Raw genomic sequence first — 12,547 nt, 5'->3', positions numbered from 1 at the left:
TTCAGTGCAGTTTTATGAATGCTGATGCATTCGTTTATTAAGCATTGACACAGCCAGCCACATGGATAGGAACATGACAATTCCGATCAAATTAGAAACGATAATATTCTGGCCGGTAAATAATTTTTCATAATGAAATAATGGAGTGTTGTAAATGGCGATTAAGAACGAAATGACTGTAAAAATAAGATTCAGTTTATGTTTGCTTATTCGATAGAGGCAGTATAAAAGAGCAGTATAAGCCCAAAATTGAGAATCGTACCAAGCGTGTGATAACCTGATTTCCATTTTCGTATGAAAATAAGTCAAAACTAGTACTAGTAAAATAATAAACGCAAGAACGGGCGCAAATTTAACGAACTGCAGAAGCTGTAACAAACGTGTTTGTAAACCTGGAGTGCTTTGATTTTCGGGGCTGAAATTTTTTGTAAAATAAACAATAAATAATACCAATACTAAACTGCATGCGAAAATGAGATAGGACAACACGTTTTCCTCCCTTTTTTTTACCGAATCCTTTAGTTTTGTGGGTACGCAATCATCTTAGTTGGAATGGACCAGACTTTTTTCAAAACATAGATATGGCTCCTTTCTAAAGGGAAAGGTAACCTCCCCTCGTTCCTGATAGCCTGCTTTTTGATAGAGGGAAACCGCCGCTGGGTTGGCAGAGTATACCTCTAACCGAATGCAGGTACAGCCTTTGTCAATCGCTTGTTGTTCGGCAAACTGAAGCAATTGTTTCCCTAAACCTCTACCTTGGAAATCCGGGTCAACGGCCAGCCGATGAATCCAGCATGCATTTTCATGATGATTCTGCCATGGAATGTTTTCCTTTTTTTGGCTCTGGTTCATGTCAAATGTTACCACAGCTATCACTCTACCATCCATAATAATTCCAAAAATGTTTTGCTGCTTCAGATCCTTGCGAACGACAAACCGATTCGGATAAAAGATATCCCATTGGTCGACACCGTTCTTCTTGAGTGCTTTGGTTGTTTTATTAAATAAGGAAAGGATATTTTTTTGCTCACTACGCGTTAGTCTGATAATCTCCATGGTGTGTTCTCCCCTACCTTATTTGGGTTTCCATAATCGACGCCAGCCGTCTGCTGGAGATGCGGCGGTAGTACACTGTCCAGAGGATGGCACTGCCAATAAAGCCATATAATACGATGTTGGAGATGGCCAAGTAGGTGGCAGTTGATAATACAAACACGAGCGTGATCCTGACAGTGGCTTCAAGAACGAGGATCAATCCCCAGACAAAGGTCATCAATCGCATGACAAAGCGAAAGTAATCGTATTGCCAGTTCCCGGCGAACTGGGGATTCCCGATAAACCGTAAGGCCAGATGAAACATCAGCGGTTTTTTGAAAAATAACGAACCGAGGAAAATGATGCCCACGACAGCGGTAATGAACGATTCCCGGATTAACAAGATTTTCTCGCTGCCTCCTAGCATCACAAGTCCTAATGTCAATAGGAACGTGAACAGCATCAATGACCCGAACACATCCATTTTCTTTTGTTTGATAAGAAAGAAAAGATTATCCGCTAGCGGAGCCAGCGTGGCGATGGATAACGCCGCGATGCTGCTCATATGCTTGGATAGGATTACATATATCAGCCATGGCACGATTCCGTTGATCAACAAGGTTAACACGACTTCTTTTTGTTTTTTCATGATTCATTTCCTCCTTTTTTATCGCATGGACAAACTTGCTTGTTGCTTCACCGATTTCCTTTTAAAATAAACTTCGACAATCAAAAGATTGGTGATCCAGGCGAGCCACGAAGCGAGCCTGATGCCATTTTCTATGTTCAACCCCAATACAAGTGTGAACGGAAGCAAATAGAGCCTGAACGTGACAAACGCGAGAGTTACGGCGTAACTGCGGATCATCCAGCGGCGGTGGGAAGCAAATTTCTTTTGTTTCACTTTCACCACGGCCATACCGGTGGTTGACAGCCACAGAACATCCAGCATAAAAAATCCCAGTCCTGAAACGGTGCCGCCGGTTGCGAATACACACAAGTAGATGCCAGCCAGCCCTGCTAATAGAATCGAAAGAACGTATACATATCCCCATTTGCGGTGGCGTGACGCTATTTTGCCGACCGGTCTTTTCAGAAACTGAAAAGGTCCAATGACAAATGCGATGCTTCCCGCGATGATGTGGGTGTATAACACCACCAGCCAAGTGTTAAAAGGGAATTTCGGAATTGCCAGCTTTCCTTGAACCACCCCGCTATTTTTTGGGCTAACGACAAAATACTGGATAAGGACATACATCATAAAGAGAAATACAACGGCGAATAAAAAAATCCAGCCTGTTTTTGCACGCTTTTTCATTTTTCTTCCCCCTAATCTTTAGTACTATTGTCACTTTACAAAATGGGTCTTACGGAGTTCTTACAGTTTTCCAAAAATTTCTTACATGCTATAATTTTGTTAATCCACTAATCTTACAGATTATTTTGAAAGAAGGAATACTCATGGGCCCTGTCAGCCGGTACCACATCCCGCAAACCGACCATTCTTTTTTGCGGCTGGAATTGTTTGAAATCCTTGACCGTTATTTTTCCCGTCCGCTTGTTTCAGTGGTAGCCGGCGGAGGATATGGAAAAACCACGTTGGTAGCCGATTATCTGAAGAGCCGTGAACTGCCTGCGCTATGGTTTGCGTTCCAGACGTATGCCCGCCAGTATTCTGACCTTGTGGAATCCATCGCTTCCGGCCTTTCCTTGCAATCGCCTGCCAACAAAGAGATTGATATTTTGGAAGCCCTCGCCAATCGGGACACACCCCTGGCGATTGTCTTGGACGATTTTCATTTAGTGGAGACGTCGGAGCTTCGGGGATTTCTGCTGCAGCTTGTCCAGCACGCCCCCTCCTTCGTTACCTTTGTGATCATTGGCAGGCAGCGACCTGCGTTTCCCTATACGAAATTAAAAATGCAAAACCAGCTTGCGGAAATAGCCGAAACCCAGTTGGAATTTACTCAGCAGGAGCTAAATGACTATTTCCTTTTAAACGGCCTGCCGCTGCAGGAGCATGAAGCAGAATTGGTGCAAATGAAAACATCAGGCTGGCCGGCTAGCTTGCCTTTTATTGTGGAAGCGTGGAAAAACATCAAACCGGAGAATCGCAAGTGGAATGGAGACCTATTGCCGTTTTCTGAATTGTTTGAGGAACTGGAAGCCGAGCTGTTTGCGTCTTTTTCTCCGGAATTAGCGGCGTTTCTCCCGTTATCCAGTGTTCTTCATGAATTCGACGAGCCGATGCTGGCTGCTTTGTCACCAAACGCACCGCTGGGGTTGTTTGATGAACGGTTGAAACAGCGGTTATTGTTGCGAAAAACCGAGGCTGGCACTTTTGCCTATTTGCCCTTGTTTCGCCAATACCTTTATGAAAAATTATTGAAAACTCGTGGCCGGCAGGAAGTCCAACAGCTCCATTTCAAAGCGGCTCATGCCTACGAGGATAACTATCATTACTATAATGCCTTTGCCCATTATCTGGCAGCCACTAGTTACAGAGATGCTTCACGAATCATGCAGAAAATGGTCAATCTGTACACGCCGGAACGGTTTTTCCTATTGTTGGACGGTTCCTTGGAAGCGATTTGTCCGTCGATCTCGATGGCATTGTTCTCGCATTTTCTATTCCGTGCTGTACCCATCGCGACGTTAAGCAGTTATGCCGTGCCATTGAAACAGACACTTGAAAACTTGAAACAACGGAGATTATCTGCTTCACAGGTCTATTTGGAGCACCGGCTTGGGATTATTTTGTTTTATAGCGGGAACATTGAGGAAGCCCACGCCTTTTTCTTATCTTCTCTAGATGGAAGCCGGCAACTTGGCCATCATGACCTCATTTCCGTGAACTTGGCCCTTGCGGCGCAATGCTGCCGTTTTTTAGGAAAGTTGTCTGAAGGGCTTGAATTGGCAAAGATGGCGTTAACGAATATGGAGCTTGGCGGGGCTCCTGATGAACGGATGCATGCCACTTGGATCCTGACGGAAATTCTGTTGGAACAGCAGGAACTGGCGAAGGCCCACCCGTTTGTGGAAGAGCTACTAAGGCTGTCTATAGGATATGATGATGAAGGGGCCCGCGTTTATCCCTTGATTGCAATTGGAAAATACTATCGATTGACGGGAAATCCGGACACCGCTCTTCAGTTTGCTAATCAAGGTTTGGCGGAAGCGGAAAAATTCCAGTTGGAGGTGGACCTCGGTTGGGGGTTCCTTGAATTGGGAATGATTTATTTTTCGAAAAATGAAGTAGTCGCAGCGGAAGATTATTTTCAAAGGTCACAGGATTGTTTTTCACATAACTCCTACTTCTCCTCGCTTGTCGGCGGGTATTTGCGTCAAGTACGGGAGCCGTTGGCTGATGAGATTTCCCCCATCAACATGGCTTCCGATAAAGGGTCCGAAAAGTTATCAATTAAACTTTTGGGGAGTTTCCAGCTGCAGTATGACGGGAAGGATATTACTTTACAACGAAAATCGAGCTTACGGCTGCTTTTCTATCTTGCGGTTCATTACCGGGAAAAAATCCCGAAAGATGTCCTGCTGGAGGAGTTATTTGCGGATGGAAGTTATGCCTCTCAAAACAACCGGTTCTATGTGTCTGTCTCCACCTTAAGAAAGGCTTTAGAACCTGATTTAACTTCGGCGCGAAACTCGAAATATATTATTCAGAGCGGCGAATTGTTTTTTCTCGATGAAACGGCATGCAGTATCGACTTGGCGGAATTCCACCGGCAGGTTGCAGCAGCTGAAGGACAATCAGGAGATGGGAGAATTTTAGCTCTTAAAATGGCAGCGGGATTTTATCAGGGCGAATTGTTGGCGGAGTTTCCTTACGAATCATTTTTGGAGCCAGTGAGAGAAGCAACGAGACAAAGATTCCTTCGAGTGCTGCAAGAGTTGGCACAATATTATTGGAAGGAAAATGATTTTAAGATAGGAATGCAGTATTATGATCAGCTACTATCCCACGACCCCTATGTGGAGGCGGTTTATTGGGAATACCTCGAACTGCTGCTGAAAAATGGCTTTCACAGTCATGCGCAACAGGTCGGGTTGAAGATGGAAAAAATGGTTGGTGATGAGTTGGGAATCCCAGTTAAAACTAAAATACAGGCGCTGTTTTCGCGCCACCATGAGTAAAGCCGCCCGATGTGAAACGCGCGGCTTTTGCATATGTTATGTTAGGTGTGGGAATTGGGATGAAGCTGCGTCGCTTCCATTTTCTAAGTATTTCAGGTAGCTGCCGGCTGGCAATTGTCAGGAGAATTGATTTCTTGATATTCCTCTTCTAGTTCACTCAAAGACATCTCATAGAGGTGTTTATTTCCAATCTTGAACACCCCCAACTGGATGAGCTGGTCAATCAAGGTTTGTCTTCTATCCTGGACAGCTTCGTGAAGTAATTCGTTCACTTTATGAAACCTCCATTCGCAGACTTATTAACCGTTGCAAAATTTATTATAAACTGTCCATTTTTCAAATATTGTCGAATTCACTGTTTTCATTGAATTGTAAGAGAGCTTTAACGAACGCAATAAATTGGGTGAAACGGCTTGGTCTTTTTTAAAAACAGTTAACAGGAGTGCTATTATCCTTACCTTGGCTGCTGTTCGGTATAGTGATTTGGGTGCAATTTGATGGTTTCCTATTGTCATTTTACGGCCCTATTTAAAATTATTGGAAAAATGTGAGGTAAATATTCTCATGGAACCTTTATTGGGGTGTGTCGGCGTTTTATTTTTGCTGGTGAAATCGATTGTTTGCTATACTTTTAACAAACTATGATGATGGGGACCAGGGTGAGCGAAAATGAAGCGGTATGAGAATTTGGATCACGTCAATAACGATAAATCATTTAAAGATATGAGAAAGTGGCAGAAGGAACGTAAGAGCAAGGTGAAGGATTTGTCGGTGAACATTGAGCAATGCCCTCATAAAAGGATTCATGAGGTGCAGGAAAACCGCAGCCGGACTGCTTACACGTGGATTGGGCATTCAACCTTTTTGATTCAGCTCGACGGCCTGAACATTTTAACGGACCCCGTGTGGGCGAAGCGGATGGGGTTTGAAAAGCGGATGACGGAGCCTGGCCTATCGTTGGCTGATTTGCCGGAGATTGATGTTGTGGTGATTTCCCATGGGCATTATGATCATCTCGACTTCCCTACCCTGAAGAAACTAAAAGGGAATCCTCAATATTTTGTGCCGGTAGGGTTAAAGTCGCTTTTTGTCCGAAAGGGATATCATAAAGTGAAGGAATTCAGCTGGTGGGAGAGCTTGGTGTTCGGCGGATTGACCGTCCATTTTGTGCCTGCTCAGCACTGGACTCGAAGATCGCTGTGGGATACGAATACCTCCCACTGGGGCGGCTGGATGTTCGAAACCGCTCAGCAGGAGATCTTTTATTTTGTCGGCGATACCGGTTATTTTAGGGGATTTAAACTCATTGCGGAACGGTTCGACAAGATTGATACTGTTTTCATGCCAATTGGCGCCTATGAGCCCGAATGGTTCATGGCCCCCTCCCATATCTCACCCGAAGACAGCGTCAAAGCCTTTTTGGAACTGGGGGCCCAGCACTTCGTCCCCATGCACTACGGCACCTACCGCCTCGCCGATGATACTGGCCCTGAGGCACTTGAACGACTTTACCGCGAATGGGACAAACAGCAGCTGCCAAACGAACAACTAAAAGTCATGCTGCTTGGGGAAACCATACTGAAATAACAAAATGGGGGAACTGGCCCTCATTTTGTCACAAGAAAGGCTTCAGAGCATAGGGTGCTCTGGGCTTTTTTTACACCTGCAGGAAGGGATAACCAGGTTCCTTTGTCAATTACCCCATTCGGCTTTTCCTGATAAAAACATAAATCAATTCATCCTTGGTTCCTATTTTGTATTAACTACCGAACTCGACTCCCTGCCTCCAGTTGGGGCGTTAATCCACTTGTATTAACTACCGTTCTCCTTTTCTCTGGCCTCAATCGGTAGTTAATATTGCCTATTAACTCCCCTTCTTCACTTTTGCTCCCTCGTACGGTAGGTAATACCCTTGATTACCTACTCTTCTCCTATTTTATTCACTCGAACGGTCGTTAATAAATTACCAGTTTTCCCCAACACATGTTAGGAGCTCGGGGCCCAGCACTTCCTCCCCATGCCCTACGGCACCTACCGCCTCGCAGACGACACCGGCCCCGAAACACTCTACAGACTCAAGCGCTTATGGGGCCTGTCCCCCACTGCGGTGAAGCGCTAATTGAGTGGGGGACAGGCCCCCACTACAGTAAAGCGTTAATCCGTTAGTTGGGCAGGAGCTTGTCCCAAAGCTTTCGTTTTTAATTTTGACCATTTGCAATACGGACGTTATTTGGAATTTCTTCTTTCTATTATTCTTTCAAACGGCAGCACATCTCTTCCTCCCCCTTCTTCTTTTGATTATGTTTTTCCTATATGTAAAATTTCTTTTAAATTCTTGGATTTAAAATATTGCTATGTGAACAGAAACCCATTGATTATAAAAAATATTATTTTGATTTTCTTTTTTATATAGGCCATGTTAAACACATTTTCGCTTTAGTGTATTCATAATAGAATTTACTAATATTTCAAAAGAAATTTCATTTCCACATATTTACAAACTTCCTTTTCCGATTTATTATATAATTATGAATATTTAAAAAGGGAGGTGGATTTATGAAAAAGGAAGGAAAATACTTCACAGCATCTCAAGCAGCACCCCTAATTAATAACACCATCACCCCTGCACTCCTCAGGTACTACGCACACGAATTAGAGATGCAAGGACATATCTTTCAAAAAACAAGTGGTTCTAATGGTCATCGACGCTATACTGAGGACGATATTCAATTATTAAAAGCACTTATTAATGATAAAAAGAAAGGAGGTGGCACTGAAACACTAGATGAAAGGGCAGGTGATCATCCAATGGATACCGAAGAGAAAGAAAATACAGTAAACCATTTTTTAAATTTGGAAGAGGCGTTTCATCATTATTTTAGTAATGAAATTTCTTTTCTAAAAAATGAAATCGAACAAGATGAGAAAAATTTGAATGACAAAAAGCAAAAACTAGAAGAAAAAATAAAACTTTATGAAGGAGTTAAAAAAGAATTCGAAGAAAAAAAACAATAAGGAGAATGATAGAATGAAGGAAACTTATATCAAAAGTCCTGCAGTAGCCAAAATGCTAGACACTGATTCTAACAAGGTTTTAAAAGCAGCAAACCTTATTGAAGAAGTAACAGGTTATCCATTTACCTACACTTCAGCTGGTCGTGGTCAAGGAGGACATCTCTTGGTTAACCCGGAATCTAACGAAATTAAGTGCATTCAGGATTGTATTGAAGGAGGTTATACTGTATCAAGCAAAAAGAAACAGAAAACCTTCTTAGATAAAAAAAGAGAATGGTCAGATCTGTTGTTGGGTGACCAACATGTTTCACAAACGCAGACTGAAACACAAGTAACTCCTCTCTACAATGCAGAACCAAAAAATCAAGAAAAAACCCTGGAAGAATGGTCAATCCAGTTAGATAAGTTGATTCAGAACGTAAAGCACCTGTTCCCTTCAGGTAAACAAGAAGAACATAAAGAACTAATAGTGGAATTGTTACAGGCAAAAGAAGAGTTAGCAAGCGCTCAAAAACATGGAACCTCTCCGGCCAGAAAGATTGACATGCTTTTGAAGAAATGGAATGCCACTTGTCCAACTCTCCCATATCCTATTATAAACCTTATCGTAGTATTATAGAAGACTATTTTACAGCATGACTGTTAAAGTTAACCACTAATTCTAAAAATCCCTGGAACCAATTTTGGCTCCAGGGATTTTTTTATGATAACCGTCGGCTCCGCTCTTTGCTTTTGTAAAGCGTTAATGGAGTGGGGGCCTGTCCCCCACTCCATTAACGCTTTACCGTGCTGGGAGTCATCCCCCCTAACACGTCAAAAAGGAGCAGCTCAATGCCGCCCCCTTTGGTTGTTTTTATTTTTTATTTTTGGTTATTTTGTCCATTGTTTGTCTTTGTAGCCTTTGTCTTTGATGCCTTGGTTGATTTCTTTGATGACGTTTGCGCCGCCTTTAGCGAGGTACTCGTCGACCATTTGATCCCATTCGGAAATTGGGCGCTGGCCCGCGATCATTTTTGATTGTTCGTTGATGAGGTACTGGGTCAGTTCGGCTCCTTTTGTGGAGTTGGTTTCAGAAATCACGCCATTGGACGGGTTGATGTACATTTTATTGGCTTCGAACATGGTTTGCAAATTAGTCGTTAACTCTTTCATCGCAGGCGTTTTGTAAGCATCCGCATAACTTAATTTTGCATCAGTTGGAACCTGCTCCAGGTTATCCAAGAAGTATGTGGACGGTGCAAGTCCAGCCGTTGAGAATGTCGGAACACGGACAGGTGCATTATCGACCATGTTGTAACCGGTGCCTTCTTTGCCCCAATAAAAATCGAAATCTTTGTTTTGAGGATTCTTTTGGTCACTTGGATAATACTGCTTGCCAAAGTCAACCATTTCCAACGTACGGTAAATCTTAGCCGGATCTTTTTCCAGTTTTGCATTTAGAGCCAGAATTCCTGAATATCCCGAACCCCTTGTAAACCCTTTGGATTTATCCGGTGCTTGGAATGGTTCCAGCGCAACAAACTTGGCCTCCGGATTGATTTTTAATAATCCGTTCAGATAGTCCTCTGACATGCCGGAAACACCGCCGACAAAGATACCGGCTTTTCCTTTGTAGAATTCCCCGTTCGTGTCGGTCCAGTTCAGCACCGCAAAGTCTTTGGTCATGGCCCCTTCTTTATATAAGTCAGCCATGAATTGAACCACTTCTTTTCTGCCTTTAGAGATGATGCCAGGAATATATTCCCCATCCTTGTTTTTATGGTACCAAGCAGTGGAATCCCAATAGGCACCCAAGTTAAAGTCAGGATTGATATTTTGTCCGATAGCCAGTCCATACGTATCGTTTTGGCCATTTTTATCAGGATCATTTTTTGTAAAGGCAATCGCAACCTCTTCCAATTCCTTATAATTGGTTGGTACCTTTAAGCCAAGGTTATCAAGCCAGTCTTTCCGAATGATCGGCGTAAGCGGATACGGCTGAGAATACCGCGGAATACCGTAAATTTTGCCATTTACTTTAAAAGAACTGTACACATAGTCAGGGATGGCACCAAGTGTCTTGTATTCCTTCAAATAATCATCCAAAGGAAGGAACGCGCCCTCTTTTGCCCATTGATAAAAACGGTTATCAGCTGCTTGGAACCCAATCATGTCCGGCATGTCACCTGATGCCACAACTGCGGATGACTTTTCAAGATAATCCGCTTGGGGAATGATTTGCGGCTGATAGTCCACGTTAAACTTCTCATTAATCATATCGAGCCCAGGACTGCTGGCAGGCGGCGGATCGCCAAAGCGGAACGTCATTCCTGTGACCGTGTATTTTTTACTGTGATCAAACGGATCGATTTTCTTTTCTTTTGTCTCCTCTTTACTGCTATCGGTTTTGTCAGCAGAGCAGGCAATCAAAGCAAAGCACGACGAAAGAATAAGAAAACTACTTAACAAGCCCTTTCTTTTCAAATGAACCCCTCCTGATTTCTCATCTTGATCTATTTTTAAAAATTGCCAAAACCCAAAGGAACGTATTAGCCTTTTACTGATCCGAGCATCACTCCCTTAGCGAAATGTTTTTGCAAGAACGGGTAGACAATCAGTATCGGGATCGTGGCCAGTAAAATGGCTGCCATTTGAACCGTTTCCGGTGGAGGCAGCACTTCCATTACCTCATGGCCGCCCAATGCCGCATTGGGTTCATTGACTATGACAATCTGACGAAGCACAACCTGAATCGGCCACTTCGCCGGATCATTCAAATAAAGAACTCCTGAAAAATAACTGTTCCAATGACTTACCGCATAAAATAGCCCGAAGGCTGCCAATGAAGGCTTGGACAGCGGCAAAATAATCTTGGTGAAAATCTGGATTTCATTTGCTCCGTCAATCGTGGCAGCTTCCGAAAGTTCTTCCGGAATCCCCAGGAAAAACTGGCGCATGATGATCAAGTTGTAGGGACTGATGGCAACCGGCAAAATCAATGCCCAAAACGTATTCAACAGTCCCGTTTGTTTCACAACCATATACGTAGGAATCATCCCGGCAGAGAAAAGCAAGGTGAACAGGACCAGGAACAAAATCTGGCGCTGGCCAATAATGCCCCTTGTCAGCACGTACGCCATAGTAGAAGTAAACACTAAATTGACGAATGTCCCCACTACCGTAATGTAAACGGTAACCAAAAGGGAATGGATGAACCGATCGGACCCGAGTATATAGGTATATGCATCCGTCACCCAATGTTTTGGCCAAAGCAGGATATCGTTTTTTAAAAAATCGGCCACGCTTGAAAAGGACACCGAAAAGATATATAGAAACGGAAACAGCATGGTTACGGCAATGATAAACAGAACAACCTTATTCAGGCTATCAAACCATTTTTCTCCTCTTGTAAAGTGATGCAAGGCTCTTCCCCTCTCAAAAAAGTTAATATAAACCGTCTTCCCCGAATCTCTTTGCCAGACGGTTGGCGGCAATCACCAAGACCAGCCCGACAATTCCTTTGAACAGGCCTACCGCTGTCGCAAAGCTGTAATTAGCCTGTTGGATGCCTTTAAAATAGACATAGGTATCCAAGACATTTCCCGATTCCATATTAAATGGGTTCAGCATGAGGAATATCTGTTCAAAACCGCTATCCATAACGGTACCCAAACGCAGAATCAATAGAATGATAATGGTGCTTTTCAGCGCCGGAAGCGTGATATGCCACATTTGCTTCCACCGGTTTGCCCCATCCATGATGGCGGCTTCGTATAAATTGGGATTGATCCCCGACAGGGCAGCCAGAAAGATAATCGTTCCCCAACCAGATTCTTTCCAAATGACTTGAAGGATGATGATTGGCTTAAACAATGCCGGGTCTGTCAAAAAGGGAATCGCTTTTATATGAAAAACATTGACTAAGAAACTATTAATAAGACCTTCACTTCTTAAAAATATAACGGTGATCCCGACAACCACCACCCAAGACAGAAAGTGTGGCAAATAAACAATCGATTGAACGAGGCGTTTGAAAACTTGGTTTCTGAGTTCATTTAGCATCAACGCGAGGACAATCGAAATGGGAAAAGCAAAGACGATTTGCAGCATCGAAAGCTGAAGTGTGTTCCAAATAACTTGAACGACCTCGGCATCCGCAAAAATAGATTGGAAGTGTTTCAGGCCTACCCATGGACTTTCAGCAAATCCCCTAAAAGGACTATAGTCCTTAAACGCCAACAGGAGCCCTGTCATTGGAAGATAGCGGTAAACCAAGAAGTATAAGATACCAGGTGCAATCAAGAGCAATAAATATCGGTCTTTCCACAATTTATTTTTCATTTTGCTGGTTTTTCGGACGGGCTGTGGA

Annotated in this window: 12 protein-coding genes and 1 pseudogene; 5 read left to right on the top strand and 8 right to left on the bottom strand. The window is 43.3% G+C overall.

The features are described 5' to 3' along the window. Window positions 1–12: 12 nt before the first annotated feature. From ACY8D0_RS07660 to ACY8D0_RS07645, 4 genes are read right to left on the bottom strand one after another with little or no spacing between them, the layout of a single operon-like run. Window positions 13–486, bottom strand: coding sequence for a hypothetical protein (locus ACY8D0_RS07660; protein WP_462409882.1), 474 nt, complete (start codon window positions 484–486; stop codon window positions 13–15). Between the two features lie 57 nt (window positions 487–543). Beyond that, entirely contained in the window at window positions 544–1,056 is a 513-nt protein-coding gene (locus ACY8D0_RS07655) for a GNAT family N-acetyltransferase (RefSeq protein WP_462409881.1), read from the bottom strand. Between the two features lie 13 nt (window positions 1,057–1,069). Then, entirely contained in the window at window positions 1,070–1,684 is a 615-nt protein-coding gene (locus ACY8D0_RS07650; RefSeq protein ID WP_462409880.1) for a VC0807 family protein, read from the bottom strand. An 18-nt stretch (window positions 1,685–1,702) separates the two neighbouring features. After that, a complete protein-coding gene (locus ACY8D0_RS07645; protein ID WP_462409879.1) occupies window positions 1,703–2,353 on the bottom strand; it encodes a DUF2306 domain-containing protein in 651 nt (216 codons plus the stop codon). 143 nt (window positions 2,354–2,496) lie between these two features. On the opposite strand from ACY8D0_RS07645, the gene ACY8D0_RS07640 reads away from it, so the two are divergent. Next, a complete protein-coding gene (locus ACY8D0_RS07640; protein ID WP_462409878.1) occupies window positions 2,497–5,184 on the top strand; it encodes a BTAD domain-containing putative transcriptional regulator in 2,688 nt (895 codons plus the stop codon). Window positions 5,185–5,276: 92 nt separating this feature from the next. Here ACY8D0_RS07640 and ACY8D0_RS07635 read toward each other — a convergent pair whose 3' ends face one another. Next, a complete protein-coding gene (locus ACY8D0_RS07635; protein WP_462409877.1) occupies window positions 5,277–5,456 on the bottom strand; it encodes a Fur-regulated basic protein FbpA in 180 nt (59 codons plus the stop codon). A 397-nt stretch (window positions 5,457–5,853) separates the two neighbouring features. On the opposite strand from ACY8D0_RS07635, the gene ACY8D0_RS07630 reads away from it, so the two are divergent. The 4 genes and pseudogenes from ACY8D0_RS07630 to ACY8D0_RS07615 all read left to right on the top strand — a co-directional run bounded on the left by ACY8D0_RS07630 (window position 5,854) and on the right by ACY8D0_RS07615 (window position 8,818). Continuing rightward, window positions 5,854–6,771, top strand: a complete 918-nt coding sequence (locus tag ACY8D0_RS07630) for an MBL fold metallo-hydrolase (protein WP_462409876.1) — start codon at window positions 5,854–5,856, stop codon at window positions 6,769–6,771. A gap of 403 nt (window positions 6,772–7,174) precedes the next feature. Beyond that, window positions 7,175–7,273 (top strand): annotated as a pseudogene (locus ACY8D0_RS07625) (MBL fold metallo-hydrolase); the annotation flags it as partial. Between the two features lie 467 nt (window positions 7,274–7,740). After that, entirely contained in the window at window positions 7,741–8,199 is a 459-nt protein-coding gene (locus tag ACY8D0_RS07620) for a MerR family transcriptional regulator (RefSeq protein WP_462409875.1), read from the top strand. Window positions 8,200–8,212: 13 nt separating this feature from the next. Then, complete coding sequence (locus tag ACY8D0_RS07615) at window positions 8,213–8,818, top strand: hypothetical protein (protein WP_462409874.1); 606 nt, start codon at window positions 8,213–8,215, stop codon at window positions 8,816–8,818. Window positions 8,819–9,069: 251 nt separating this feature from the next. Here the strand turns inward: ACY8D0_RS07615 and ACY8D0_RS07610 are convergent, their stop codons facing one another. The 3 genes from ACY8D0_RS07610 to ACY8D0_RS07600 form a co-directional block, all read right to left on the bottom strand. Further along, window positions 9,070–10,662: an extracellular solute-binding protein gene (locus ACY8D0_RS07610; protein WP_462409873.1), complete on the bottom strand. Its 1,593-nt coding sequence runs from the start codon at window positions 10,660–10,662 to the stop codon at window positions 9,070–9,072. A gap of 65 nt (window positions 10,663–10,727) precedes the next feature. Then, window positions 10,728–11,600, bottom strand: coding sequence for a carbohydrate ABC transporter permease (locus ACY8D0_RS07605; protein ID WP_462409872.1), 873 nt, complete (start codon window positions 11,598–11,600; stop codon window positions 10,728–10,730). A gap of 22 nt (window positions 11,601–11,622) precedes the next feature. Further along, entirely contained in the window at window positions 11,623–12,519 is an 897-nt protein-coding gene (locus tag ACY8D0_RS07600; RefSeq protein WP_462409971.1) for an ABC transporter permease, read from the bottom strand. Window positions 12,520–12,547: the final 28 nt, after the last annotated feature.

This window comes from Neobacillus camarae, assembly GCF_054950115.1.
Note: the sequence above shows the minus strand (reverse complement) of the source record. Positions and strands in the feature narration are given on the sequence as shown.

Coding starts and splice junctions, on each gene's coding strand:
- ACY8D0_RS07640 (WP_462409878.1), top strand. CDS start 2,497: ATGGGCCCTGTCAGCCGGTACCACATCCCGCAAACCGACCATTCTTTT.
- ACY8D0_RS07620 (WP_462409875.1), top strand. CDS start 7,741: ATGAAAAAGGAAGGAAAATACTTCACAGCATCTCAAGCAGCACCCCTA.
- ACY8D0_RS07615 (WP_462409874.1), top strand. CDS start 8,213: ATGAAGGAAACTTATATCAAAAGTCCTGCAGTAGCCAAAATGCTAGAC.
- ACY8D0_RS07600 (WP_462409971.1), bottom strand. CDS start 12,519: ATGAAAAATAAATTGTGGAAAGACCGATATTTATTGCTCTTGATTGCA.
- ACY8D0_RS07650 (WP_462409880.1), bottom strand. CDS start 1,684: ATGAAAAAACAAAAAGAAGTCGTGTTAACCTTGTTGATCAACGGAATC.
- ACY8D0_RS07645 (WP_462409879.1), bottom strand. CDS start 2,353: ATGAAAAAGCGTGCAAAAACAGGCTGGATTTTTTTATTCGCCGTTGTA.
- ACY8D0_RS07630 (WP_462409876.1), top strand. CDS start 5,854: ATGAAGCGGTATGAGAATTTGGATCACGTCAATAACGATAAATCATTT.
- ACY8D0_RS07655 (WP_462409881.1), bottom strand. CDS start 1,056: ATGGAGATTATCAGACTAACGCGTAGTGAGCAAAAAAATATCCTTTCC.